Annotated in this window: 24 protein-coding genes; 8 read left to right on the top strand and 16 right to left on the bottom strand. The window is 55.0% G+C overall.

Features of this window, described 5'->3' with window-relative positions; all coding sequences use genetic code 11:
* Positions 1 to 13 precede the first annotated feature (13 nt).
* The 3 genes from carA to EA20_RS0111790 form a co-directional block, all read right to left on the bottom strand.
* Positions 14 to 1159: a glutamine-hydrolyzing carbamoyl-phosphate synthase small subunit gene (carA, locus tag EA20_RS0111805; RefSeq protein WP_038381585.1), complete on the bottom strand. Its 1146-nt coding sequence runs from the start codon at positions 1157 to 1159 to the stop codon at positions 14 to 16.
* Between the two features lie 466 nt (positions 1160 to 1625).
* Positions 1626 to 2447, bottom strand: a complete 822-nt coding sequence (dapB, locus tag EA20_RS0111795) for a 4-hydroxy-tetrahydrodipicolinate reductase (protein WP_024967022.1) — start codon at positions 2445 to 2447, stop codon at positions 1626 to 1628.
* Between the two features lie 144 nt (positions 2448 to 2591).
* Entirely contained in the window at positions 2592 to 3599 is a 1008-nt protein-coding gene (locus EA20_RS0111790; protein WP_024967021.1) for a LacI family DNA-binding transcriptional regulator, read from the bottom strand.
* 186 nt (positions 3600 to 3785) lie between these two features.
* Between EA20_RS0111790 and EA20_RS0111785 the strand changes: the two genes are divergently transcribed.
* Genes EA20_RS0111785 through EA20_RS0111765 form a run of 5 tightly spaced genes read left to right on the top strand, consistent with a single transcriptional unit; the run spans position 3786 to position 8094 of the window.
* Positions 3786 to 5534, top strand: a complete 1749-nt coding sequence (locus tag EA20_RS0111785) for a class I mannose-6-phosphate isomerase (protein ID WP_024967020.1) — start codon at positions 3786 to 3788, stop codon at positions 5532 to 5534.
* Positions 5535 to 5538: 4 nt separating this feature from the next.
* On the top strand, positions 5539 to 5967 hold the full coding sequence (locus tag EA20_RS0111780) for a PTS sugar transporter subunit IIA (RefSeq protein WP_024967019.1): 429 nt from the start codon (positions 5539 to 5541) through the stop codon (positions 5965 to 5967).
* Between the two features lie 9 nt (positions 5968 to 5976).
* A complete protein-coding gene (locus EA20_RS0111775; protein ID WP_024967018.1) occupies positions 5977 to 6471 on the top strand; it encodes a PTS sugar transporter subunit IIB in 495 nt (164 codons plus the stop codon).
* A 10-nt stretch (positions 6472 to 6481) separates the two neighbouring features.
* Entirely contained in the window at positions 6482 to 7276 is a 795-nt protein-coding gene (locus tag EA20_RS0111770) for a PTS sugar transporter subunit IIC (RefSeq protein WP_024967017.1), read from the top strand.
* Positions 7276 to 8094: a PTS system mannose/fructose/sorbose family transporter subunit IID gene (locus EA20_RS0111765; protein ID WP_024967016.1), complete on the top strand. Its 819-nt coding sequence runs from the start codon at positions 7276 to 7278 to the stop codon at positions 8092 to 8094. Before EA20_RS0111770 ends, EA20_RS0111765 begins: the two co-directional genes overlap by 1 nt.
* A 184-nt stretch (positions 8095 to 8278) precedes the next feature.
* Here EA20_RS0111765 and rihC read toward each other — a convergent pair whose 3' ends face one another.
* From rihC to ribF, 6 genes are all read right to left on the bottom strand, one after another.
* Positions 8279 to 9196 (bottom strand): ribonucleoside hydrolase RihC, encoded by a 918-nt coding sequence (rihC, locus tag EA20_RS0111760; protein ID WP_024967015.1) that lies wholly within the window; start codon positions 9194 to 9196, stop codon positions 8279 to 8281.
* Between the two features lie 70 nt (positions 9197 to 9266).
* The gene (gene ispH, locus EA20_RS0111755) at positions 9267 to 10220 is read right to left on the bottom strand and encodes a 4-hydroxy-3-methylbut-2-enyl diphosphate reductase (protein WP_024967014.1); all 954 of its coding nucleotides are present in this window, start codon (positions 10218 to 10220) and stop codon (positions 9267 to 9269) included.
* Complete coding sequence (gene fkpB, locus EA20_RS0111750; RefSeq protein WP_024967013.1) at positions 10201 to 10671, bottom strand: FKBP-type peptidyl-prolyl cis-trans isomerase; 471 nt, start codon at positions 10669 to 10671, stop codon at positions 10201 to 10203. The genes ispH and fkpB overlap by 20 nt, the downstream gene beginning before the upstream one ends.
* A gap of 9 nt (positions 10672 to 10680) precedes the next feature.
* A complete protein-coding gene (lspA, locus tag EA20_RS0111745) occupies positions 10681 to 11181 on the bottom strand; it encodes a signal peptidase II (RefSeq protein WP_024967012.1) in 501 nt (166 codons plus the stop codon).
* Positions 11181 to 13997 (bottom strand): isoleucine--tRNA ligase, encoded by a 2817-nt coding sequence (ileS, locus tag EA20_RS0111740; RefSeq protein ID WP_024967011.1) that lies wholly within the window; start codon positions 13995 to 13997, stop codon positions 11181 to 11183. The genes lspA and ileS overlap by 1 nt, the downstream gene beginning before the upstream one ends.
* 30 nt (positions 13998 to 14027) lie before the next feature.
* Positions 14028 to 14966: a bifunctional riboflavin kinase/FAD synthetase gene (gene ribF / locus EA20_RS0111735; RefSeq protein ID WP_024967010.1), complete on the bottom strand. Its 939-nt coding sequence runs from the start codon at positions 14964 to 14966 to the stop codon at positions 14028 to 14030.
* Positions 14967 to 15280: 314 nt separating this feature from the next.
* Between ribF and rpsT the strand changes: the two genes are divergently transcribed.
* Positions 15281 to 15544, top strand: coding sequence for a 30S ribosomal protein S20 (rpsT, locus tag EA20_RS0111730; RefSeq protein WP_024967009.1), 264 nt, complete (start codon positions 15281 to 15283; stop codon positions 15542 to 15544).
* 60 nt (positions 15545 to 15604) lie between these two features.
* Here the strand turns inward: rpsT and nhaR are convergent, their stop codons facing one another.
* The 4 genes from nhaR to dnaK all read right to left on the bottom strand — a co-directional run bounded on the left by nhaR (position 15605) and on the right by dnaK (position 21211).
* Positions 15605 to 16525: a transcriptional activator NhaR gene (gene nhaR, locus EA20_RS0111725; RefSeq protein ID WP_024967008.1), complete on the bottom strand. Its 921-nt coding sequence runs from the start codon at positions 16523 to 16525 to the stop codon at positions 15605 to 15607.
* A gap of 58 nt (positions 16526 to 16583) precedes the next feature.
* Positions 16584 to 17744, bottom strand: coding sequence for a Na+/H+ antiporter NhaA (nhaA, locus tag EA20_RS0111720; RefSeq protein ID WP_024967007.1), 1161 nt, complete (start codon positions 17742 to 17744; stop codon positions 16584 to 16586).
* A gap of 201 nt (positions 17745 to 17945) precedes the next feature.
* Complete coding sequence (gene dnaJ, locus EA20_RS0111715; RefSeq protein ID WP_024967006.1) at positions 17946 to 19091, bottom strand: molecular chaperone DnaJ; 1146 nt, start codon at positions 19089 to 19091, stop codon at positions 17946 to 17948.
* A 206-nt stretch (positions 19092 to 19297) separates the two neighbouring features.
* The gene (gene dnaK, locus EA20_RS0111710) at positions 19298 to 21211 is read right to left on the bottom strand and encodes a molecular chaperone DnaK (RefSeq protein WP_024967005.1); all 1914 of its coding nucleotides are present in this window, start codon (positions 21209 to 21211) and stop codon (positions 19298 to 19300) included.
* A 320-nt stretch (positions 21212 to 21531) separates the two neighbouring features.
* On the opposite strand from dnaK, the gene satP reads away from it, so the two are divergent.
* The gene (satP, locus tag EA20_RS0111700) at positions 21532 to 22134 is read left to right on the top strand and encodes an acetate uptake transporter (RefSeq protein WP_024967004.1); all 603 of its coding nucleotides are present in this window, start codon (positions 21532 to 21534) and stop codon (positions 22132 to 22134) included.
* A 138-nt stretch (positions 22135 to 22272) separates the two neighbouring features.
* On the opposite strand, the gene EA20_RS19715 is transcribed toward satP, so the two are convergent.
* The 3 genes from EA20_RS19715 to tal all read right to left on the bottom strand — a co-directional run bounded on the left by EA20_RS19715 (position 22273) and on the right by tal (position 25381).
* A complete protein-coding gene (locus tag EA20_RS19715; protein WP_038381583.1) occupies positions 22273 to 23571 on the bottom strand; it encodes an MFS transporter in 1299 nt (432 codons plus the stop codon).
* Positions 23572 to 23698: 127 nt separating this feature from the next.
* Positions 23699 to 24286 carry a molybdopterin adenylyltransferase gene (gene mog / locus EA20_RS0111690; protein ID WP_024967003.1) on the bottom strand — a complete coding sequence of 196 codons (588 nt, stop codon included), beginning with the start codon at positions 24284 to 24286 and terminating at the stop codon, positions 23699 to 23701.
* 141 nt (positions 24287 to 24427) lie between these two features.
* Positions 24428 to 25381: a transaldolase gene (tal, locus tag EA20_RS0111685; RefSeq protein ID WP_024967002.1), complete on the bottom strand. Its 954-nt coding sequence runs from the start codon at positions 25379 to 25381 to the stop codon at positions 24428 to 24430.
* A gap of 249 nt (positions 25382 to 25630) precedes the next feature.
* On the opposite strand from tal, the gene yaaA reads away from it, so the two are divergent.
* Positions 25631 to 26404 carry a peroxide stress protein YaaA gene (yaaA, locus tag EA20_RS0111680; RefSeq protein ID WP_024967001.1) on the top strand — a complete coding sequence of 258 codons (774 nt, stop codon included), beginning with the start codon at positions 25631 to 25633 and terminating at the stop codon, positions 26402 to 26404.
* Positions 26405 to 26433: the final 29 nt, after the last annotated feature.

The following is a 26433-nucleotide window of genomic DNA, read 5'->3' as shown; positions in this document are numbered from 1 at the left end:
TTCTCGCTCCTGATTATTTTGCGGTAGACCGGTAAGCTTCGATCAGTTCGATAAAGTGGTCGAACAAGGGCGCGGCATCGTGCGGGCCAGGGCTGGCTTCAGGGTGGCCCTGAAAGCTGAATGCGGCCTTGTCGGTACGGTGAATGCCCTGCACGGTATGGTCGAATAACGAGGTATGGGTCACCCTCAGGTTCGCGGGTAGATTGTCACTGTCGACGGCAAAACCGTGGTTCTGCGCTGTGATCATCACCGTATTGTTATCGTGATCTTTGACCGGATGGTTGCCGCCGTGATGGCCCAGCTTCATTTTGACCGTCTTCGCACCGCTGGCCAGCGCCAGCAGCTGGTGGCCCAGACAGATGCCGAAAACCGGAATATCCGTCTCTAAAAATGCCTGAATCGCCCCGATGGCATAATCACAGGGCTCCGGGTCACCGGGGCCGTTAGAGAGGAAAATGCCGTCGGGATTCATGTTGAGCACCTCTTCAGCTGGTGTCTGCGCCGGAACAACGGTCAGGCGGCAGCCGCGATCCACCAGCATGCGCAGGATATTTCGCTTCACGCCGTAGTCATAGGCTACGACGTGGAACGGCAGGTCCTCATCTTTTTTCGCTTCGGGCAAGCCCTCCAACGTCCAGCTGCCCTGCTGCCAGTGGTAGGTTTCGCGGGTACAGACTTCTTTCGCCAGATCCATGCCCTTCAGGCCGGGGAAAGCCTGGGCTTTTTGATGCGCCAGCGAGGCATCTACCGCGTCGCCGGTAATAATGCAGCCGTTTTGCGCCCCTTTCTCCCGCAGCAGACGCGTCAGCTTACGCGTGTCGATATCGGCAATCGCAACGATATTGTGTCGCTTGAGATAGTCAGACAGCCCCTCTTCATTACGGAAGTTGCTGGCAATCAGCGGCAGATCGCGAATAACCAGCGCCGCAGCATGTACCTGGGAGGATTCTTCATCAGCAGCATTGGTGCCGACATTGCCAATATGGGGATAAGTAAGGGTGACGATCTGGCGGGAATAGGAAGGATCAGTGAGGATTTCTTGATAACCGGTCATTGAAGTGTTGAAAACGACTTCCCCCACCGCCGATCCTGACGCCCCTATGGCCCGACCGTGGAATTGGGTTCCGTCTTCCAGAACCAATAGCGCTGACTTAATCAAAACATCCTCCAGAGAATAAACAGTCACATTATTTGCATATTAATTCAAATCGGAGCTGAAAATCAATGCAAAAACCGCCTGACTTCTCGATTTTTGGCAAATTGCGCGCATTCTAATCATCACCTCAGATAAAGTCTACCCTGAAAGGCTATTTTTCACCTCTTTTTGCGGTACTGAAGGAAAACTAAGAAGATTCACCCTGAAAAAGACAGTTAAGGCGCTCACCAAAACGGTTGCCTGGCCTTTAACGCATAAAAAAGGCAGATCAAAGGAAAAAATATGGACCATCTGGTCAAAATTAACTTCTTAACCACTAAAAATCCATTGAAATTTGCACTTTAAAGAATCTTAAACAAAAACATTTAAAAACCCTCTATTTTAGTAATTTTTAAAAAAAGGGTGATAAAATTCACCCTTTAAATCAATGAGATAAAAATAATTAATGATCTTATAAAAAATTAAATTGCTACAAATCCGCCAGGGAAAGCACATCTTTCATATCAAAAATACCCTTATCGACATTATCAAGCCACTGTGCCGCACGCACTGCGCCTTTTGCAAAGGTCATCCGGCTGGAGGCCTTATGAGTGATCTCCACACGCTCGCCGATATCGGCGAATATGGCCGTATGCTCACCCACAATGTCGCCCGCGCGGACGGTGGCAAAGCCAATCGTATTCGCCTGGCGTTCGCCGGTCAGCCCTTCCCTCGCGTATACCGCATGCTCATCCAGCTTCCACTGCATCGTATCGGCAATCGCTTCCCCCATCGCCAGCGCGGTGCCTGAAGGGGCATCAACCTTATGACGGTGATGCGCTTCAATGATTTCGATATCCGCGTAATCGCCCATCACTTTGGCGGCTTTCTCCAGCAGTTTCAGTACCAGGTTGACGCCCACGCTGAAGTTGGCCGCAAAGACGATACCGATGTCCTGCGCGGCAGCCCCGATAGCGGCCTTACCCGCCTCATCGAAACCGGTGGTGCCAATGACCATCCGTTTGCCGTGCTGACGACAAAAAGCCAGATAGTCCAGCGTCGCCTCAGGTCGTGTGAAATCGATCAGGACGTCGAATTCATCCACAACAGCAGCCAGACTCTCTCCCACGCGAATGCCCAGCGCGCCCGTACCCGCCAGTTCGCCCGCGTCAGTGCCGATCAGCGAGGAGCCTTCACGCGCCAGCGCGGCGCCCAGGGTAACGCCTTCCGCTTCCACAACAGCCTGAATCAGCTGCCGCCCCATGCGGCCCCCCGCTCCCGCGATAGCCACGCGGATTTGTGCATCATGCATAATATGACTCTTAAGTTATTGAATGACGTAAACGGATTCAGGTTAACCAGCCGCAGGCGACGCCGCCAGTGAAAAACGCCGATAATAAGAATTTTGAGTCAGCGCGGCGGCATTATCAGCCGCAGCGGTTACCACAGGATTGGTTCAGCGAAAGCCGCAGGATTCCCGGACAATCAGCGCAGGAGGCAAAATAATCCGCTTCGGCGGCTCATCATTTCCCTGAATCCGGCTGAACAGCAACTCTCCGGCCTGACGACCAATCTCCTTCGAGGCGACGGAAACGGTGGTGAGTCCAGGCGTTACCAGCGAAGCCTCGGTGATATCGTCGAAGCCGATCAGCGCAAAGTCTTTACCGGGTACACAGCCCATTTTTCGCAGCGTCTGCATGACGCCCAGCGCTACAATGTCCTGATAACAAACCGCTGCGGTGATTTCCGGATAGCGCTCAAACAGCGCTTCTGCCACTCTTGCGCCGTCACTCTGGCTGGCGAGAGAAGCGACCACCCAGTTACTGTTGGGCTGAATATGGTGTTCAAGTAGTTTGCTGCTGTATCCTCCCATGCGCTGCGCACGACTGACGGAATTTTCACTGCCGCCAATAAAAGCGATATGCCGATGCCCCAGGCTCAGTAAATGCTGCGTCGCCAGTTGAGTCCCGAGGAAATTATCGGTTCCGACAAAATCAAAATCGACATCATCCAGCGGACGCACCACCATAATGGTGGGAATATTGCGCCGTTTAAGGGCCTCAAAAAAGAGCGGCGGGGTCTCTTTAGCCGCACAGAGCACCATGCCACAGGCGTTGTTACGCATCAGGGAATCAACGAATTTTTGCTGCCGCTCGCCTGACTCTTCGCTGTTGGCGAGAAAAAGCAGCAGATCGTGATGCTCCATTTCCTGGCTCAGACCGGCGGTCATTTCAGCATAAAAAGGATTGGTGATGTCATGCAGCAGCAGGCCAACCTGGTTGCTGCTGCGGTTTCGCAGATTCGCCGCCGTCTGGTTATATACATAGCCCAGCTCATCCAGCGACTTGAGTACCCGCAGGCGCGTTGCTTCTGATATTCGCCCCCGGTTGTGCAGCACCATGGAGACAGTGGCGGTAGAGACGCCAGCGCGGTCAGCAACGTGCGCCAGGGTAACAGTGGTCATTTTCCCTCCTTTTCTGATTACCTCGCCATCAAGGTTAATCGAATAACCTTTTAATACCATTTTTCCTGTGAAAGACCGCAAAGATTCCGCGCTGTGAAAGGAGGCTTCACAAAAAATGGTGGGTTAATCGCAGTTAACCTTTCGGTTAATCGATTAAGTTCAGCTCTCGAGAACAGGGAGCTAATGATGAAACAGGTTAATTACGAGAAGTATCCCGAAGTCCGTATTGACGGTTTTGCTGACCACGCCTGGCGCGGCTGGCCAGCTGTCCGGCAAACCCTTGAGACACGTCTGTCAGGCCGACATAAAACCGTGGTCGTTATTGATTGCTATCCGGGCGTACGTCTTGAAGAGCTAGAGCAGCAGCTTATCACCAGGCTGAATCCGGCCCTGATCATCAATGCGGAAACCGCACGCCTGAATGAAGCGCGCCTGCATGATTTACTGGCGGCTAACCTGACGGATGACCGCGTCTTCGGCGTACTCTCCTGCCATCAGCTCAGCGATTTTTTCTGCCCCGACCGGCTGGCAAGGCTCCGGCAAGAAATTGCCGATGCCGGGGAAGGCACGATTGTGATTTACGGCTCCGGGGCCGCGCTGGTGCATCCCGGCGATCTGCTGATTTATGCCGATCTGGCCCGCTGGGAAATCCAGCAGCGTTTTCGCAGCGGTGAGTTGGGTAACTGGGGCGTGGAGAATCAGGATGAGGATATTCTGCGCCGCTACAAGCGGGCCTTTTTTATTGAGTGGCGTGTGTTTGACCGCCATAAAACCCCGCTGCTGAAACGAACGGATTACTTGCTGGATACCAACAGGCAGAACGATCCGGCACTGATCACCGGTGAGGCGCTACGTGGTGCTCTGCAACAGACAACCCGTCAGCCGTTTCGCGTCGTGCCCTTCTTCGATCCGGGCGTCTGGGGTGGCCAATGGATGAAAAAGCGCTTTGGTCTTGAGGCGTCGGCGCCGAATTACGCCTGGTGTTTCGACTGTGTGCCCGAGGAAAACAGCCTGCTGCTGCGGTTCAGTGAGGTACGCGTCGAAATCCCTTCACAGGATCTGATACTGCTCTACCCACGTCCGCTGCTGGGCGAGAAAGTCCATGCCCGTTTTGGTACAGAGTTTCCGATCCGCTTTGATTTTCTGGATACCGTGGGCGGCCAGAATCTCAGCGTGCAGGTACATCCGCTTACCGAATATATCCAGCAGCGCTTCGGCATGCACTATACCCAGGATGAAAGTTACTATCTGCTGGATGCCGAACCGGGTGCGGAGGTTTTTCTCGGGACTAAAACCGGCACCGATCCCGGAGAGATGCTGGCCGAACTGGCCGCGGCCCAGCGCGGTGAAAAAGCCTTTGACGACGAGAAGTTTATCAACCGTTTACCGGCCCGCAGACACGATCACTTTCTGATCCCGGCAGGCACCGTGCACTGCGCGGGTGCCGGAACCATGGTGCTCGAAATCAGCGCCACACCCTATATTTTCACGTTTAAATTATGGGACTGGGGCCGGGTCGGACTCGACGGTCTGCCGCGCCCGGTACATCTGGAGCATGGCGCTCAGGCTATTGAGTGGGAACGGGATACTCAATGGGTAAACGAACACCTGGTTAACCATTTTGAATCCGTTGCCGAAGGCGATGGCTGGACTGAAGAACGAACCGGGCTGCACGATCGGCAGTTTATTGAAACGCGTCGGCACTGGTTCAGCAAACCGGTTATTCATCACACGCAGGGCAACGTTAACGTCCTCAATCTGGTGGAAGGGAGCGAAGCGCTGGTCGACAGTCCGGATAATGCCTTTGCGCCTTTTGTCGTGCACTACGCGGAAACCTTTATCGTTCCCGCCGCAGTCGGGGAATACCGGATTGCACCCTATGGCAGCAGCGCGGGAAAGCGGCTGGCCACCATGAAAGCCTGGGTAAGAGGATAACACCATGATTCATGTCATTTTAACCACGCACGGCCCGCTGGCTGATGCCATGCTGGCCAGCGCACGGATGGTATATGGCGATTTGCCGCATATCTTCCCAGTAACGCTTAGCGAAACCAAAGGGATCAACGGTTTTCGCGATGAGTTTGCCGCCGTTTTACACCAGGCCAGCAAAGGGGCGGACGGTGTGCTGGTGCTGTGCGACCTGCAAAGCGGTACGCCGTGGAACATCGCCTGCCACCACGCCTTTGCCCCTGAAACGTCGCCACCGGTGGCAGTGTTGGGTGGCGTTAACTTTCCCATGCTGCTGTTAAGCGACGAGATTAAAACGCTAACGGATGTGAATCAGGCTGCCGCCATTCTGCTTAATCAGGCTAAAGAGACGCTGGTGCTGGCCCGGCTGAGTGACACGCAGCAATCAGAAGATTTTTAAGGGGGAACGATGAGCATTTCATTTGTACGTATTGACGATCGTGTCATCCACGGTCAGCTGGTTACCCGCTGGGCCAAAGAGCTGCCGTGCGACGGTATTATCGCCATTGATGATGCCGTCGCCGCCGATCCGCTTCTCTCGGCGGTGATGAAAGGCGCGGTTCAGGATATCAAAGTCTGGCTGTTCGATACGCTCACCGCGATAGAAAAACTGCCGAAAATTATCGCCAGCGAGAAGCGCTATTTTGTTATCGGCAAATCCCCGGTCACGCTACAGCGCATTGAAGAGGCGGGAATCGGTCTGCAAAACGGTCACCGTAAAATTAACGTCGGGCCGATGAGCGCCCGCGCCAATACCACAACCATCGGCCCAAACCAGGCGGTCAGTCCGGAGGAAGCCACCGCGTTCGACTACCTGGCCCAGCGCGGCCACCAGATTGAGTTTCGCCTGGTGCCGGATGCAGGTGCCTACAGCTGGCAGGATGCCCGGCAAAAAATAAAATAAGGAGAGCGTTATGGTTTTTGAAGCAGCGTTAATCGGCATACTCTGTTATCTGGGCGCGCTCAGCACGCCCTGGCTGCTCGGTGTCACCGGCGGCTGGTATCTGCTTACCCGCCCTCTGGTTTCAGGCATGCTTGTCGGGCTTATTCTTGGAGATATGCAAAGCGGGATTATCATTGGTGTGGCCGTGCAGGCAGTTTATATCGCCATGGTCACGCCCGGCGGTTCAATGCCCGCCGACCTTAACTTTGTTGCCTATCCCGCTATCGCGTTGGGGATTTTGTCCGGTAAGGGTCCGGAAGTGGCCGTCGCGCTGGCGGCCACCATCGGTATTGCCGGTACGGTGCTGTTTAACGCCATGCTGGTGCTCAATTCATGGTGGAACCACCGGGCCGATCTGGCACTGGGAACGGGTAATGAGCGCGAGGTTTATCTCAACAGCGCTATCTGGCCTCAGGTCACCAACTTTCTGATGCGCTTTATACCCACCTTTATTGCCGTCTATTTTGGCGCGCAGTACATCAATGACTTTATGGATACGCTGCCGCAGATAGTGCTGTCGACGATGAACGTGCTGGGCGGCATTTTGCCTGCGGTAGGTATCGCCATCCTGCTTAAGCAGATCATCAAAAGCTACAGCATGCTGATCTACTTTCTGGTGGGCTTTATCTGCATCGTATTTCTGAAGCTGAATATGGTCGCGCTGGTGATCGTGGGTGCGCTTCTGGCACTTATTCATTACAACTATAAGCCGGAAGCGCAGACAGTAAGCGCGACCACACCGGGCAATGATGAGGATGAATTCTGATGGAACAACGCAAACTTACCCGCCGGGATCTGCATCGCTGCTGGCGTAGCTGGATGATGTACAACCTCTCCTCGATGAGCTTCGAGCGCCTTGCTTCCTTTGGGTTCTGTCTGAGCATGCTGCCGGTTGCCAGAAAACTTTATCCCGACCTTGAGCAGCGCAAGGAGATGCTGAAGCGCCACGCTTCCTTCTATAACACTGAACCTCAGATGGGAGCCATCGTAAACGGAATGGTGTTGGGGCTGGAGGAGAAGCGCGCCAACGGCGAACCCATTGACGGTGAAACCATTAATACATTGAAAGTCGGTCTGATGGGGCCGGTCGCCGGGATTGGCGATTCGATGATCCCGGGAATGCTGATCCCGATCCTGCTCAGTATCGGGATGGCGCTGGCCGCCGGCGGGAACATTCTCGGACCGCTGTTTTACTGCGTGGCCTGGCTGGGGATCGTTATTCCCGGTACCTGGTTTCTGTTTCTGAAAGGCTACCATATGGGCTCAACGTCGGTGGAAATGCTGGTGAGCAGCAAATCGACCCGCCTGAGGGAAGCGCTGTCACTGCTGGGCGTCTTTGTGATGGGCGGCGTGGCGGCCAGCTATATCAAGCTGGGCACCGGGCTGGAATTCGTTACGCGCGATGGCGTTAATATTCATCTGCAGCAGATGCTGGACGGCATTTTTCCCCAGCTGCTGCCGCTGACAGTGGTTATCGGCACCTGGTACCTGATGGCGAAACGGGGGCTGTCGCCAGTAAAAGCGATGTTACTTCTGCTGATCCTCGCCGCGGCTGGTGTCGCCACCGGGCTGTTTGCTGGCTGACATACAGGCGGCGGAAACGTTTTGCGTTCCCGCCGCCTTCACATTTTTTCGTCTGCCCCGCAAGCCAGCTTACGGCTTATGGCCCGATGCTTTCTTCCCTCATCTTTTCGGAGCGCAGGCGTGATCGCAACTGACGGTCCCTGCGCATAAGCCCGCCGGGACAAATTGCACGCATTGTCATGCGCTACGGCATTAAGTCCAGCATGCCTGAGAACCACTGCTGGAACGCAGGAACGTCAATATCCAGTAATACCCGCGCATTAGCCGGACGCCCGAGGTAGCAATCAATGTCCACCACCGTGGTACCGCTGGTCAGCAGCCCCTGCGTCTCGACGGCCACAAAACAGTCGTGCGCCCTGAACAGCGATGGCTTCACCAGCCAGGCAATCGTACAGAGATCGTGCATATGCAGTCCGGTTGCCAGGCTGCCGCTACGGTAGTGGCTGAACAGAGAATGAAACATTTTCCCGGTGCGGTTTCGCGCCGGCAACTGGGCCAGAAAGTCTGGTGAAAGCACCGCCTGATGCGTCACATCCAGCCCGCACATCACAATTTCCAGGCCGCTTTCAAACACTCTTGCCGCCGCTTCGGGATCGATGCCAATGTTGAACTCTGCATTGGGCGTCAGGTTACCGCGCCCGGCTGAACCGCCCATCATCACCAGCCGTTTAATCCTTTTTTTGCAGTCAGGATACTGGGAAAGCAGTAGCGCAATATTGGTCAGCGGGCCGATAGTGATCAGCGTGATCGGTTCTTCACTGGCGCTCAGGCAGTCATAGATCGCCTGAAAAGCGGGTTTTGCCAACGGCTGACGCTGGGTATCAGCAAACGTGTAACCTCCCATGCCCGATTCACCGTGCACATTCGCGGCGTCACGCGGCGGGCGTATCAGCGGCATTGAGGCGCCTCTGGCAAGTGGAATGTCTTTTTGCCAGAAGTCCAGCAACTGCAGGCCGTTGCGGGTTGTTTTTTCCACAGAGACATTACCCGCGACGGTGGTAATCAGTTTTACATCAATCTCGGGGGAAAAAAGCGCAGCAGCGATAGCTACGGCGTCATCGATACCGGGATCGGTATCGAGAATAATTGGGGTCCTGTACATCGTGTTCTCCATAACAAAAATGCCGGAAGGTGAAAACCTTCCGGCATTATCTCATAACAGAGGCAGGCGGTTATTTGACCTCACGCACATCCATTCGCAGCTCTTTCGGCACTTCAAAAACGATATTTTCTTCCCGTCCGATCAGTTCCACCGCCGCTTCGCCGCCGAAGTCGCGCAGGCGCTGGATCACTTCCTGCACCAGAATATCGGGCGCGGAGGCACCCGCGGTCACGCCAATACAGTTTGCACCTTTGATCCACTCTTCCTGAATATCCTCAGCGGAGTCGATCAGCCGCGCCAGCTTGCCGGCACGCTGCGCCAGTTCCGCCAGGCGATTGGAGTTTGACGAGTTACGCGATCCGACCACCAGCACCACATCCGCATCTTTTGCCAGCGTCCGTACCGCTTCCTGACGGTTGGTGGTGGCGTAGCAGATATCGTCTTTGCGTGGACCGATAATCTTCGGAAAACGCGCCCGCAGCGCATCAATCACTTCTGAAGTGTCATCCACCGAAAGCGTCGTCTGGGTCATGAAGCAGAGGTTTTCCTCATCCTTCACCTGCAACCTAGCGACATCCGCAGGCGACTCAACAAGATACATGCCGCCTTCAGGGTTGCTGTACTGCCCCATGGTGCCTTCCACTTCGGGATGGCCCGCGTGGCCGATCAGAATCGCTTCCGTGCCCTTGCGGCTGGCGCGCGCCACTTCCATATGCACCTTGGTGACCAGCGGACAGGTTGCATCAAACAGCATCGTCAGATCGCGGGCTTTCGCCTCTGCCCGCACCGCCTGTGATACGCCATGCGCTGAGAAGATCAGGATAGAGCCGTCCGGCACTTCGCCGATCTCCTCAATAAAGATCGCCCCCCGCTCGCGCAGGCTGTTGACCACGTAGCGATTATGCACCACTTCATGACGCACGTAGATCGGCGCGCCGTACATTTCCAGCGCCCGTTCCACAATGCTGATAGCCCGATCAACGCCAGCGCAGAAGCCGCGGGGATTAGCCAGCAGGATTTGCATTTGTCGCCTCCAGTGCCGGGTCGATTGACAGCACTTCAACCTCAAAGTGAATGGTCTGTCCGGCCAGCGGATGGTTGAAATCCACGGTAATGGAATCACCGGAGATCTCACGGATCACGCCGGGCACCTCGTTACCGTCCCTGCCGCTGAACAGCATGATGGCCCCGATTTCCGGCTCGCCCGCCTGGGTAAAGTCACGGCGGGAGAAATACTGGATTAAATCGGGGCTGGTCGGGCCAAACGCCGCGTCGGGCGTCAGCGTAAACGCTTTTGTTTCGCCCGCCCGAAGACCGATCAGCTCGGCTTCCAGCGCGTCCGAAAGACTACCGTCACCGAGGCTGAACAGCGCTGGCTTGCCGTTGTTACGGGTGGATTCCGCCGTGGAGCCATCGTCCAGCTTCAGGGTGAAATGCACCAGCACCGCGCTGTTGCTCTGTACAGAATCTGTCATAGCCTGCCCTTAATTTTTGGCCTGTTTGCCGGCGGGGCTGAGAAAGCCCTCCAGCACAATCAGCGCGGCACCGACACAGATGCCGCAGTCGGCGATATTAAACGTGGCAAAATGCCAGTCGCCCACATAGAAGTCGATAAAATCGACTACAAAGCCGTGATAAGCCCGATCGAACAGGTTACCCGCCGCGCCGCCGATAATCAGCGCGTAGGCAATATTGTTCAGCTTATGGCTGGCTGGCGTCCGGTACATCATCACCAGCAGCGCCACGACAATGGCGATAGCAATACCGGCGAAAAACCAGCGCTGCCAGCCGCCTTTATCGGCCAGGAAGCTGAACGCGGCGCCGTAGTTGTGCGCATGGAAGAAGTTAATAAACGGCATGACCGGCATCGATTCATGCAGCATCAGCGTGTTCATAACCCACATTTTGCTGGCGAAATCGATGCCGATAACGACGGCCACCAGCCAGAGCCAGCGCAGCCCGGTAGAGAAAATAGGTTTACTCATCAGGCAAACTTACGCTGTTCGCCGTCGCCGGCTACGTTAGTGACACAGCGTCCGCAGATTTCCGGATAAGCCTCGCTTTGACCGATGTCGGTGGTGTAGTGCCAGCAGCGCGGGCATTTCTCACCTTCCGCTTTATGCAGCGCAATTTTCAGTCCTTTCACCAGTTCGCTCTGCTGAGCATCGTCGGTGGCCAGCGCATAATCGGCAACTTGTGCACCGGAAGTTAACAGCACAAAGCGCAGCTCGTCGCCCAGGCTGGTCAGCTTCGCCGCCAGTTCCGGATCGGCATAGAGGGTCACGGTCGCTTCCAGCGAGCCGCCCACGCGCTTGTCTGCCCGCGCCTGCTCGATCACTTTGTTCACTTCGCCACGCACTTTCAGCAGCTCGGCCCAGTAGCCATCGTTCATCGGTTCGTTCTCCGCCAGGCCAAACAGCCCGTCGTACCACTCGCCGGTAAAGACATATTTTTCCCGTTTGCCCGGCAGTTCGCCCCAGATCTCATCTGCGGTGAAGGACATGATCGGCGCCATCCAGCGAACCAGCGCTTCTGCAATATAGTAGAGCGCGGTCTGGCAGCTGCGGCGCGCCAGGCCATCGGCTTTGGCGGTGTACTGACGATCCTTGATGATATCCAGATAGAACGACCCCATTTCAATGGAGCAGAACTGCATCAGACGCTGCACCACTTCGTGGAAATCGTAATTCTCATAGGAGACCAGGATATCGTCCTGAGCGGCTTTTGCCCGGCCAACCGCCCAGCGATCCAGCACCACCATCTCTTCCGGCGTTACGCTGTCGGTTTCAGGGTTGAAGCCGTTCAGGTTCGCCAGCAGGAAACGGGCGGTGTTACGGATACGACGGTAGGCGTCTGCGGAACGCTTGAGGATCTCGTCAGAAACGGCCATCTCGCCGGAATAGTCGGTCGAGGCAACCCACAGGCGCAGAATATCGCCGCCCAGCTTGTTCATCACGTCCTGAGGCGACACCGTGTTGCCGATAGATTTCGACATCTTCCGGCCCTGGCCATCGACGGTGAAGCCGTGGGTCAGTACCTGACGGTAAGGCGCTTTGCCTTTCATCGCGGTTGAAATCATCAGCGACGACATAAACCAGCCGCGATGCTGATCTGAGCCTTCCAGGTACATATCGGGTGAATGTCCGTCAAATTCAGGACGCGCATCAACCACCGAGTAGCTGGTGGAGCCGGAGTCAAACCAGACGTCCAGCGTATCGGGCACTTTCACGTAGTTTTCCGCGTCGTCGCCCATCAGCTCTTTCGCATCAAGATCCCACCAGGCCTGGATACCCTCCTGCTCAACCCGCTGCGCCACTTTTTCCATCAGCGCCAGCGTATCAGGGTGCAGCTGCTCGGTATCTTTATGTACAAACAGCGCCATCGGCACACCCCAGGTGCGCTGACGGGAGATACACCAGTCAGGACGGTTGGCGACCATCGACTCAATGCGCGCCTGGCCCCAGTCCGGGATCCACTGCACGCTTTTGATTTCACGCAAAGACTGCTCGCGCAGGCCTCTCTGATCCATGCTGATAAACCACTGCGGCGTGGCGCGGAAGATAATTGGCGTTTTATGGCGCCAGCAGTGCGGGTAGCTGTGCAGCAGTTTCTCAACGTGTAGCAGCGCGCCCTTCTCACGCAGCAGCTCAACGATCATATCGTTGGCTTTAAAGACGTTTACGCCGTCCAGCGTCGGGTAAGTGCCCGGCAGGAAGCGGCCATCCGGACCGACCGGATTAGCGGTTTCGATTCCATATTTCTGACCAATCACGTAGTCATCTGGACCGTGGCCCGGCGCGGTATGAACAGCACCGGTACCGGCTTCCAGCGTAACGTGCTCGCCCAGCACAATTGGCGAATGGGTATCGAGGAACGGATGTTTGAACTGCATCAGTTCCAGCGCCGCCCCTTTCGCTTCGCCCAGCACCTGCCATTCGGCAATACCGACGCGTTTCATTACGCCCTCTACCATATCCTTCGCCAGGATCAGCGCTCTGTCCGCGACCTGTACCAGTTGGTAGTCGAACTCCGGATGCAGTGAGATAGCGCGGTTCGCCGGCATGGTCCACGGCGTCGTCGTCCAGATCACCACGGAAACCGGACCATTAACCTTGTCAGCGCCAAACTTCGCGCCTACGGCATCGGCATCAACCGCGTTGAACATCACGTCAATGGAAGGCGACGTCTTGTCGTAATACTCCACTTCCGCTTCCGCCAGCGCGGAGCGGCAGTCCATGCACCAGTGCACCGGCTTGGCGCCTTTATGCAGGTGACCATTACCGATAATTTTGCCCAGCGCCCGGATGATATTGGCTTCGGTTTTGAAGTTCATCGTCAGGTAAGGACGATCCCAGTCGCCCAGCACGCCCAGACGGATAAAGTCTTTCTTCTGGCCTTCAACCTGCTCGGCAGCATACTTACGGCAGGCTTCACGGAACTCGGCGGCGGTGACTTTCTCGCCCGGCTTGCCGATCATCTGCTCGACTTTATGCTCGATAGGCAGACCATGGCAGTCCCAGCCCGGCACATAAGGGGAATCAAACCCCGACAGGCCTTTGGACTTAACAATAATGTCTTTCAGAATCTTGTTAACGGAGTGACCAATATGAATGCTGCCGTTCGCGTAAGGAGGGCCATCATGCAGGATAAAGGTTTTTTTCCCTTTTTTGGCTTCGCGGATGATGCCGTAGAGATTGTCATCATACCAACGTTGCAGCATTCCCGGTTCGCGTTTGGCCAGATCGCCACGCATCGGGAACCCCGTTTCCGGCAAATTCAGGGTAGATTTATAGTCACTCATCAGATTCTCGATTCCGTATTTCGGTTCTGTTTAAACCGGTGTTTTCAACCCAAAAAAGGTTCGGGCAGTCACCACATCTTTAGCAATTTGCTCTTTAAGCGCGTCCAGTGAAGCGAAGCGCTGCTCGTTTCGAATTTTTTCACGCAGCACCACTTCTATATGGTGCCCGTACAGGTCCATTGCAACATCCAGCAGGTGAACTTCAAGCTGCTGGCGTAACCCGGCCACGGTGGGGCGGGTGCCAATGTTAGCGACGCCCGGCAGCGGCTGGTCGCCCAGCCCCAGCACCTCAACGGCATAAACCCCTTTGACCGGCGACGTGTAGCGCCTGAGCGGCAGGTTAGCGGTAGGAAAACCGATAGTCCGGCCCAGCGCATCACCGTGCACCACCCGGCCTGAAATGCTGAAAGGATGCCCCAGAAGCGAGGCGGCTAACGGCAGGTTATCTTCTGCCAGCGCCTGACGAACCGCCGTGCTGCTGATCCGCATACCGCTATCGCAGAAGGTCTGGGTGCTGATGACGTCAAAACCATACTCCGCGCCCGCTTTCTGTAATAGCAGGAAATCGCCCTGGCGACCAGCGCCGAAGCGGAAATCATCCCCTATCGCCAGAAATTTCACATCCAGCTTATCCACCAGCAGGTCAGCAACAAAATTTTGCGCTGACAGTGCGGCAAAGCGGCGATCGAAGCGGACGCACAGTACCGCGTCCACGCCCGCTTCGCGGAGATAGCGCACCTTTTCCCGCAGGCGGGAGAGACGCGCCGGCGCTTTTTCGGCAGCAAACAGCTCCAGCGGCTGAGGTTCGAACAGCATCACGACAACGGGCAAGTTGCGCCGCCGCCCTTCTTCGCACAGTCTTGTCAGCAGCGCCTGGTGACCGCGATGTACGCCATCAAAATTGCCGATAGTCAGAACGCAGCCGCGATGCTGCTCCCTGAGGTTATGTATGCCGCGGATAAACTTCATGGCTGGCTCAAATGGGTGGAAATCGGCGGATTATACCAACTACCACCAGGAAGGTTAACCCGCGAATGCGGCTTTACTGCTTTCAGGCCGGCATTTTCTGAGGTAAATGCGGCCTGCGCTCGCGGATCTCATTTTTCTTATGATTAAGCTGTATTCATCCTCATGAAGCTGATAGAATCTTGCGCCATCGAAACGTAACCAAGTGTCGTTCTTTTATGACGCTTATTTGCACAAATCCATTGACAACCATGGGCGAAAGAGGCATATTCCTCGGCCTTTGAATTGTCCTCATAGAACTATTTGGGAGTTGGACCTTGGCTAATATCAAATCAGCTAAGAAACGCGCCGTAACGTCAGAGAAGCGTCGTAAACACAACGCTAGCCGTCGTTCAATGCTGCGTACTTATATCAAGAAAGTTTACGCTGCTGTTGCTACCGGCGATAAAGCTGCTGCACAGAACGCATTTAATGAAATGCAACCAATTGTGGACCGTCAGGCAGCTAAAGGCCTGATCCACAAAAACAAAGCGGCTCGTCATAAAGCAAATTTGACGGCTCAGATCAACAAACTGGCTTAATCGCCAGGCTGTTAATCAGCTTTGAAAAAGAAACCGGCTATGCCGGTTTTTTTTTTGTCTTTAACGCAGGTCATCGGTCACTGACTGCCCGGGTGAAGGAAAAAGCGAGGAGAAGTCTTTCTCACAAATGCGTCTGACTGCCGGATGCTGGATCATACGTTCGGCAAATATCACATGATACTCCTCCGTCACGTTATCAACCCTTCCCAGCTCCGTTATTCCTTTTTCATGAAACAGGTCATCACCATAGCGCGAAGGCGCCACGAAAATGGCATTGCTCGATGTCCCGAACGCTTTCATTAAGGCCGCATCGTCAAACTCACCCAGAATATCGACCTGCAATCCCTGTATCTGAAACCAGTTAAGCAAGCGACGCCCGAGCATCGAACGCCGTCCGGGGATCAGCAGCTTACGCTGTTCAAGGCAGGCAGGAAAAGTAAGCCTGGGTAAGGGATCGCGACACCAGAAGCTGACGCCACATTCCCCCAGCTTAACGGAAAACAGCCCTTCCTGCTGTCCTGAGTCCACCGGGCAGTCAGAGAGGATCATATCCAGCTTATGCTGGCTTAGCTGCTCCAGCAGCATCTCGTGCGTCGATTCAAAGCAGCGCAGATGGATGCCTTCATCCTCAACTACCGCCGTTTCCAGCACCTTGCTGACAAGGCGTTTAGAGAGCGCATCGGCCACCCCAACATCAAACAGCAGATTCACATCTTTGCGGTAATTAACGATATCCAGCATTTCCTGACTGAGCGTAAACATGCGATCGGCGTAACGGAACACCATCTGCCCAAGCTCAGAAGGGACCAGTCCTCTGCCCTGCCGCCGGAACAGTTTTCCCTGCAGTCGTTCCTCCAGTGCTTTAATCTGCCCGGTAATGGTTTGCGGCGTAAGATTCAGGGTATCCGCCGCACCCACTACGGAACCGGCCTTGCATACCTGCCAGAAATAATAGAGATGGTTGTAATTGATGTGCGACACGGGTAATCCTCAGCGAACGGAGTAATACACCCGGCCAGCTGAGCCGGCCGGGCGAACGCTAACGAAGTTTGATCCGCAACAGCACATAACCCGTCACGGCTGAAATCACCGATCCGGTAAGGATGCCCAGCTTGGCAAGGGTTACCATCTCTTCATGCGCGGCATCAAAGGCCAGCGAAGCGATAAAGATCGACATGGTAAAGCCGATACCGCAAAGCATACCGACCGCGGCAATATCCCGCATTCTGGTCCCTTCTGGCAGCGTGGCGATGCCCAGCTTCTGCGCCACCCAGCATATCAGCGTGATGCCTACCGGTTTACCGATAAACAGCCCCAGAATAATACCCAAGGGTACTGCCGAGAGCAGGCCATCGTAAGAAATACCCGTCAGAGAAACGCCAGCATTGGCGAAGGCAAACAGCGGCAGGATAAGCCAGGTCACCCAGGGCGCGAGGCTGTGCGCCATATGCAGCGCCGGAGAGTGGCCGTTTTCCTTTTTCAGCGGGATGAAAAAGCCCAGCAGGACGCCCGCGACGGTCGCATGCACGCCAGATTTAAGTACGGCAATCCAGAGCACCAATCCCACCAACATGTAAACGGAGAGGTTGCGTACCCCAAAGCGGTTCAGCAAGGCCAGAACAACGATGGCGCCCGCCGCCACGGCAAGCGATCCCAGCGACAAATCGGCCGTATAGAAGAAGGCGATAATCAGGATGGCACCCAGATCGTCAATCACTGCCAGCGCCATCAGAAACATTTTCAGTGCTGGCGGAACGCGGCTGCCAAGCAGCGCCAGAATACCCAATGCAAAAGCGATATCCGTTGCAGTAGGGATCGCCCAACCGTTGGCGGCCTGGGGATCGCTGTGGTTAAGCAGGGCGAAAATCACGCCCGGGGCGATCATGCCGCCAATGGCCGCGATCAGTGGAAACATCGCTTTTTCGCGGGTGGCGAGCGAGCCGGAGACCAGCTCATGTTTCACTTCCAGACCAATCATCAGGAAGAACAGCGCCATCAGCGCATCATTAATCCACAGCAGCAGATCTTTACTGATATCCAGCGGGCCAAAACGAAACTCAACGGGCATCGACAGGATCGACTGGTAGGCCTGCTGCGTACCGGTATTATTGGCCAGATACATGGCTATGGCGGCCGCCAGGATCAGGATCATCCCGCCGGTCGCTTCACTTTTTAATAGTTTTCTTATCGCAGTATTCATCACAAAATCCAGTTACTTTCGTTGATGGCGTTGTTCAGGGGCGTCCAGCATACGCTTTTTTATCACTCGTAAAAAACAGTTTATACCCGCTTATCACGCAGGTTTTACCGAGCTATGGTGTCGCTTGCAGCGATTCCGCTTTTTCACAGACGTAAAAAAGCCGGGCAGTGCCCGGCTTAATAAACTGACAGAATGAAAAGGTTAACGCGTCAAATCGTCAAAGAACTTCTTCACGCCGTCGAAAAAGCTTTTGGAGCGTGGGCTGTTTTTCTCACCGCTCGGCCCGCCAAAACTCTCTTCCAGTTCACGCAGTAGCGCTTTCTGTTTGTCGTTCAGGTTGACCGGCGTCTCGACAACCACGCGGCACAGCAGGTCGCCCTGCGCACCGCCACGCACCGACTTAACGCCTTTACCGCGCATACGGAACAGCTTACCGGTCTGCGTTTCCGCAGGCACCTTCAGGTTAACGCGGCCATCCAGCGTTGGCACTTCAATCTCGCCACCCAGCGCAGCCATAATGAAGTTAATCGGCACTTCACAGTACAGGTTGTTATCTTCACGCTCAAAGATATGGTGCTTACGCACCTGCACCTGAACATAGAGATCGCCTGCTGGTGCGCCCTGCTCGCCCGCTTCACCTTCGCCATTCAGGCGGATACGATCGCCGGTGTCCACGCCAGCCGGAATTTTTACCGACAGGGTTTTGGACTTCTCAACGCGACCATGGCCATGACAGGCGTTACAAGGATCTTTAATAACCGAGCCGCGACCATGACAGGTTGGACATGCCTGCTGCACGGTAAAAAAGCCCTGACGCATCTGCACCTGGCCCTGTCCATGACAGGTTGGACAGGTTTGCGGTTTGGTGCCGCTTTTCGCGCCGCTGCCGTGGCAGACGTCACACTCTTCAAGCGTCGGAATGCGGATCTCTTTGGTCACGCCGCGGACGGCTTCTTCAAGCGTCAGCTCCATGTTGTAGCGCAAATCGGCGCCGCGAGCGGCACGCTGCTGACGGCGTCCTCCGCCGAAGATATCGCCGAACACGTCGCCAAAGATATCGCTGAAGTCCGCGCCGCCGCCGCCAAAGCCGCCACCGTAACCGCCGCCACCCATTCCGCCCTGTTCAAAGGCGGCATGGCCGTACTGGTCGTAGGCCGCACGCTTCTGTGCGTCAGTCAGGATTTCATATGCTTCCTTGACCTCTTTAAATCTGGCCTCGGATTCTTTATCTCCCGGATTGCGGTCGGGGTGAAATTTCATCGCCAGACGTTTATAGGCCTTTTTGATTTCACGCTCATCCGCCGTTTGGGAAACGCCTAAAATCTCGTAATAGTCTTTTTTCGCCATTCTGGTGTTCTGCCCTTAACATGCGTGCACGGGCGTGGAGAAACTCCGACGCCCGTGGGTTTAATCAGTGGTCCTGTTCACTTCTGACCTGCCGTCATCCGGCTGGCTTACCGACTGACTCACCAGAGCCAGTCGGTTTACGCTCAATACCGCCAGATGCATCCTCAGGCCAGCAGGAACCTGCCACCTTGTCCGCTCAAAGGCGATTATTTTTTGTCGTCTTTCACTTCTTCGAATTCAGCGTCGACGACGTCGTCTTCTTTCTTCGCAGAGGCGTTACCGGCATCAGCGGCACCGCCAGCGGCCTGCTGCTGAGCGAACTCCATCAGCTTGCCGGAGACTTCCATCAGCGCCTGCATTTTGGCTTCGATTTCCGCTTTGTCTTCGCCTTTCAGCGCGGTGTTCAGCTCGGTCAGGGCTGCCTCAATCGGCGCCTTATCGTCGGCTGGCAGTTTATCACCGGCTTCATCCAGCTGCTTACGGGTGCTGTGCGACAGATGATCGGCCTGGTTACGAATCTGCACCAGCTCTTCGAACTTACGGTCAGACTCGGCGTTTGCTTCCGCATCACGCACCATTTTTTCGATCTCATCGTCGTTCAGACCAGAAGAAGCCTTAATGGTGATCTTCTGCTCTTTACCGCTATTTTTGTCTTTCGCGGAGACGTGCAGAATACCGTCAGCATCAATGTCGAAGGTCACTTCGATCTGCGGCATACCGCGCGGTGCTGGCTGGATGCCGTCAAGGTTGAACTGGCCCAGCGATTTGTTATCCGCCGCACGTTTACGCTCACCCTGCACCACGTGAATGGTTACCGCAGACTGGTTATCTTCCGCCGTTGAGAACACCTGGCTATGTTTGGTCGGAATAGTGGTGTTCTTGCTGATCAGCGCGGTCATCACGCCACCCATGGTTTCGATACCCAGAGAGAGCGGCGTTACGTCCAGCAGCAGCACATCTTTCACGTCACCGGCCAGTACGCCACCCTGAACCGCAGCGCCTACGGCAACCGCTTCGTCCGGGTTCACGTCTTTACGTGGCTCTTTGCCAAAGAACTCAGCAACTTTCGCCTGCACCATTGGCATACGCGTCTGACCGCCCACCAGGATCACGTCGTTGATGTCCGAAACGGACAGACCGGCATCCTGCAGCGCCACTTTCAGTGGCTCAATCGAACGGGCAACCAGATCTTCAACCAGTGATTCCAGTTTCGCACGGGTCACTTTAATGTTCAGGTGTTTAGGACCAGTTGCGTCCGCCGTGATGTACGGCAGGTTAACGTCGGTCTGCTGCGCGGAAGAAAGCTCAATTTTCGCTTTCTCTGCGGCTTCTTTCAGACGCTGCATCGCCAGCGGATCGTTGTGCAGATCGATGCCCTGGTCTTTCTTAAATTCCGCCACGAGATAGTTAATCATGCGGCTGTCGAAGTCTTCACCACCCAGGTGGGTATCCCCGTTGGTCGCCAGCACTTCGAAGGTTTTTTCGCCGTCAACTTCATCGATCTCGATGATGGAGATATCGAAGGTACCACCACCCAGGTCATAAACCGCGATAGTGCGGTTGCCCTGACCTTTGTCCATACCGTAAGCCAGCGCGGCAGCGGTAGGTTCGTTGATGATACGCTTCACGTCCAGACCCGCGATACGGCCAGCATCTTTTGTTGCCTGACGCTGCGCATCGTTAAAGTAGGCCGGAACGGTGATAACCGCTTCAGTTACCGGTTCACCCAGGTAATCTTCCGCCGTTTTCTTCATTTTTTTCAGGACTTCCGCAGAGATCTGCGGTGGTGCCATTTTCTGGCCTTTCACGTCCAGCCAGGCGTCACCGTTGTCGGAACCGATGATCTGATAAGGCATGATTTTGATATCACGCTGCACTTCTTCATCCTGGAAGCGACGGCCAATCAGGCGCTTGATCGCAAACAGGGTATTCTGTGGGTTGGTCACGGCCTGACGTTTAGCAGGCTGACCGACCAGCGTTTCACCATCCTGGGTGTAAGCAATGATGGAAGGGGTGGTACGATCGCCTTCCGCATTTTCCAGTACGCGTGCTTTGCCGCCGTCCATAATCGCGACACAAGAGTTAGTCGTACCCAGGTCAATACCAATAATTTTACCCATCTAAACATCTCCCACTTAAATTTGTTTCAAATCAGGTTATGCACACTTAATGCGGGCTTTTTTTACCTTTTCAACTGCCGGCGCCGCGCTTTTTTCCAGGTCCATAATCTTGGATGCCAACTAAGATGGGGCCATCCCGCACGGCATCAAGGGGGCGGAGGAAAAAAAATTCGAATTTCCCGCTCTCCAGATCAATGTTTTCCACACGCCAGCTCATTATTATGCCGCGCGCACTGAAGCAACTGGCGGTTTTTTCCTCATCCAGACCTGTGCTGACACAGCTTCACCTGTTCCTGTTTTCTTTATATTGCTGAGGGTTTATGCATACCAATAAGCTGGCAAATCCAGGCCCTTTAGGGCTAATGGGTTTTGGGATGACCACCGTTTTACTGAATCTGCACAATGCAGGTTTTTTTCCGCTGACTGCAGTCATTATCAGTATGGGGATTTTCTTTGGCGGTTTTGCGCAGATCCTGGCGGGTCTGCTGGAGTATAAAAAAGGCAACACCTTCGGCCTGACGGCTTTTACCTCCTACGGCTGCTTCTGGCTGAGCCTGGTGGGGATTTTAGTGCTGCCGAAGATGGGACTGGCTGACGCGACCGATGCCACCATGCTGGGTGCCTATCTGGCGCTGTGGGGCGTGTTTACCCTGTTTATGTTCTTCGGCACCCTGAAAGGCAACCGTACGCTGCAATTCGTTTTTGCCAGCCTGACGGTGCTGTTTGCTCTGCTGGCCTACGGCAATATCACCGGTAATCATACCGTGCTGACGTTTGCGGGTTATGAAGGCATTGTCTGCGGCGCCAGCGCAATTTATCTGGCGATGGCAGAAGTGATTAATGAACAACTGGGTCGTACTGTGCTGCCGGTTGGCGAACCAGGCCGGGCTGGCGCACTGACTGGCGAGATGAGCCAGGCGTAAGCTTAACGCGCCGGGCACAACAGGTAAAAGCGCATGGGGAACAGCGACATGACACGTCTCGCGCCACAGACGGTTTTTTGCCCTCTTATTCCCCATGCGTTTCAGGCGTTCCAGCAATCGGCTCTGAAAACGCCTGCGTTATATGTCCTGACGAATCACAGTGCGCTGCGCGGTATCCCATTTCAGGTAGATCCCCAGCAATAATCCCATGAGAGACAACGCCAGCACATAATAAGCGGGTGCCAGTGGCGTGAGGGCCATAATGAGCGTGACGAAGATGGGAGTCAGACCGCCGAAAATCGCATACGAGACATTATAGGAGAAGGAGATCCCGGTAAAGCGTACTTCAGCCGGAAACGCCTTCACCATGATACAGGGCACTACGCCGACCACACCGACAAACAGGCCTGCCGCCCCATAAGCGACAAACAGATAGTGTGGTGCCGATGCGGCAACGTAAAAGAAAACCCAGCTACTGACTGCAAGAAGCAGGCTGCCGCTTATCAGGGTTTTCGCCGCCCCGATGCGGTCAACAAGCGCACCGGCAATTACGCAGCCGACAATCAGCATCACCGTTGCCAGACTGTTAGCCTGTAAGGTCAGCGCCGCAGGCAATCCATGCTGCTTCTGCATCAGCGCGGGCGCCATCAGGATCACCACGACAATGCAGGCTGAAAGCAACCACGTCAGCAGCATTGAGATCGCCACGCCACGCTTATGACTGACGACGATCCTTTTCAACGGTAACTCTTCTGCCAGCGCTTTTCGCGCCTGCATTTCGGTAAATACCGGTGTTTCATGCAGCCAGCGGCGAAGATAGAGCGCAATAAAACCAAATACGCCGCCCAGCAGGAAAGGAATGCGCCAGCCAAAGTCAGCCTGCTGCTGAGCACTCAGCGACGTGGTAAGCAGCGTCGCCACCACGGAACCCAGCAAAATCCCGGCGGTTAAGCCCGCCGTCAGGGTGCCACAGGCAAAGCCGATACGTTTCTCCGGCACATGCTCCGCTACAAAAACCCATGCGCCCGGCACTTCACCACCAATCGCCGCCCCCTGCAACACGCGCATCAGCAGCAGCAGAACCGGAGCTGTTATCCCCAGCGTTGCATAGGTCGGCAGTAAACCCATCGCGAGCGTTGGCAATGCCATCAGCAGGATGCTGAGGCTGAACATCTTTTTCCTGCCGCGGCTGTCGCCAAAATGCGCCATGATGATGCCGCCCAGCGGACGCGCCAGATAGCCTGCGGCAAAGATCGCAAAGGTCTGAACCTGGCGCAGCCAGTCGGGAATATCGGGAGGGAAAAAGAGCTCACCAATAACGGCGGCAAAGAACACAAAAATGATAAAGTCATAAAACTCCAGCGCGCCGCCCAGCGCGGCCAGAGAGAGCGTTTTATAATCCTGCCGGTTTAAGCGACGGTTCGTCTCGTGAAGCATGATTTTTCAGGCATATCCAGAGTCAGAAGAAAAAAGTATAGTGAAGGTGTGTAAAGCTATACGTACTATACCGTACATTCCCTGCCACACCAGCGCAGCTGGATCTTATGCCTGAATCGGGCCATTTTTAGCCGTTTGTTTCGCGACGGGCGCTTTTAGGACGAAATGCTGCTACCACATCAGCGTTAGTTTCCACATACGGGCCTTCCAGCAGCTGAATGCAGTAAGGTACGCTGGCAAATATTCCGTGCACTTTGGTCTGCCCTTCCGCATCTTTCACCCCCTCCAGCGTCTCTTTGATCGATTTCGGCTGACCCGGCAGGTTAATAATGAGCGACTGCTTGCGGATAACGCCCACCTGGCGGGAAAGGATCGCCGTGGGCACAAAGTTCAGGCTGATCTGCCGCATCTGCTCGCCAAAACCCGGCATCTGACGATCGGCTATGGCCAGCGTGGCATCCGGCGTTACGTCACGGCGGGCAGGCCCGGTGCCGCCGGTTGTCAATATCAGATGGCAGAAAAGCTCATCCACCAGCTCACAAATCGTCTGTTCGATCATCGTCTGCTCGTCCGGTACCAGCCGTTTTTCCACCTCGAAAGGCGTGCTCAGTGCCTGCGACAGCCAGGCTTCAAGCGCGGGCACTCCTTCATCCTGATAAATGCCGTTGGCAGCACGATCGGAAACGGAAATTAAGCCTATGCGTAATGTTGTCATTGTGTCGTCACCGTGATTCCGGCCACGTCAACTGCGCGGACGGGGGAGAAAAGGATTATTAGCGGGCAGGATAAACCATTGCAAAGCGGGATGTACAGCGAGGAAAATACCGCAGCCGGAGAGCCGGCTGCGGTGATGACATTACAGCAGATCGGCAATCATCTTATCCAGTTTGCCCTGATCTAATGCAAAGTTACGGATACCCTGAGCCAGCTTATCGACCGCCATCGGATCCTGATTATGCTGCCACAGGAACTCAGATTCAGTCATTTTGGCCGGACGCGCTTTCACTTCGCCCGTAAAAGAGAGTTTACGCTCCAGCGTCCCTTCGCTCTCCGCCAGCTCTTTTAACAGACCTGGAGAAATGGTCAGGCGATCGCAACCAGCCAGTTCGATGATTTCGCCGATGTTACGGAAGCTCGCGCCCATAACCACAGTTTCATAGCCGTGCTGCTTATAGTATTCATAAATTTCAGAGACGGAGATGACGCCCGGATCTTCCTGCGGCGCATACTCTTTTTTATCGGTATTGGCTTTATACCAGTCGAGAATACGGCCAACAAAAGGCGAAATCAGGTACACGCCAGCTTCGGCACAGGCGCGAGCCTGAGCAAAAGAGAACAGCAGTGTCAGGTTACAGTTGATACCCTCTTTTTCCAGCTGCTCAGCGGCGCGAATGCCCTGCCAGGTGGACGCCAGCTTGATCAGAATGCGGTCATTGCTGATACCCGCATCGTTATAGAGCTTAATCAGCGTGCGGGCTTTATTGATGCTACCTTCGGTATCATAAGAGAGGCGGGCATCCACCTCGGTAGAAATACGACCCGGCACCAGTTTGAGGATCTCCAGCCCGATGTTCACATTCAGCTTATCCGCGGCGTGCTGGATCTGCTCTTCTTTCTTGTTGCTCTGGCTGCGCGCCCAGTTCACCGCTTCGTCAATCAGCTTGCGGTATTCAGGGATCTGCGCGGCGCTGAGAATAAGCGATGGGTTGGTAGTGGCGTCCTGAGGCTGGTAGAGCTTGATTGCGGCAATATCACCGGTATCGGCAACAACAGTCGTCAGCTGACGCAGGGAAGTGAGTTTATCCGTCATGATTGTCATTCTCGTCAAAGTAGAGTTATCGGAATGTTGAAAATGTCTGCCCCGGATAATATCACGCGCACTATGCCATGCAAGGTAAGGTTAGCCCGGAGCCACTGAGTGCTAAACGGCAGCCAAAAGCGCTATCTGACCCGCCGGGTAATGCCGCAGCTATGGCAGCGATTTATCTTTTCATCGCGCTTTTTTGGTAAAGTACGCTTTTGTCAGCCCGCCTTAGTGGCGTCATATAAGGATTCAGGCATGTTAATGGTTATCTCTCCGGCCAAAACGTTAGATTTTGAAAGCCCGCTGGCGACCGAGCTGTTCACCCAGCCCGCCCTGCTGGATGAGTCACAAAAACTGATTGAGATAGCCCGTCGCTTAACACCTGCCCAAATCGGCTCACTGATGAGCATCAGCGACAAGCTGGCGCTGCTGAACGCCGAACGCTTTAACGACTGGCATCCTCCTTTCACACCTGATAATGCCCGCCAGGCCATTCTGGCCTTTAAAGGGGATGTTTATACCGGCCTGGCTGCAGAGAGCCTGGATAAAGCGGATTTCGATTTTGCCCAGCGCCATCTCCGCATTCTCTCCGGTCTGTATGGCCTGCTGCGCCCGCTTGACCTGATGCAGGCTTATCGCCTGGAAATGGGCACCCGCCTGGAAAATCCGGCTGGAAAAGATCTCTACGCCTTCTGGGGTGAGAAGCTGACCACGGCGCTGAACGCGGCCCTGAAAGAGCAGGATGAAGAGGTGCTGATCAACCTGGCCTCCGATGAATACTTCAAGGCGTTACAGCCGAAAAAGATCAACGCACGGATCATTAAGCCCGTCTTTCTGGATGAAAAAAACGGCAAGTTTAAGGTAATAAGCTTCTACGCGAAAAAAGCGCGTGGGCTGATGAGCCGCTACATTATTCAGCAGCGCCTGACCGATCCTGCGCAGTTGAAACAATTTGATCTTGATGGCTATCGCTTTGCGGCGGAAGAGAGTAGTGAAGCTGAGTGGGTGTTTAAACGTAACGAAAGATAATGACGCAAACCTGCCTGTAAACGCGTGCG

Source organism: Pantoea sp. IMH (assembly GCF_000599885.1).
Lineage (GTDB): Bacteria > Pseudomonadota > Gammaproteobacteria > Enterobacterales > Enterobacteriaceae > Erwinia.
Note: the sequence above shows the minus strand (reverse complement) of the source record. Positions and strands in the feature narration are given on the sequence as shown.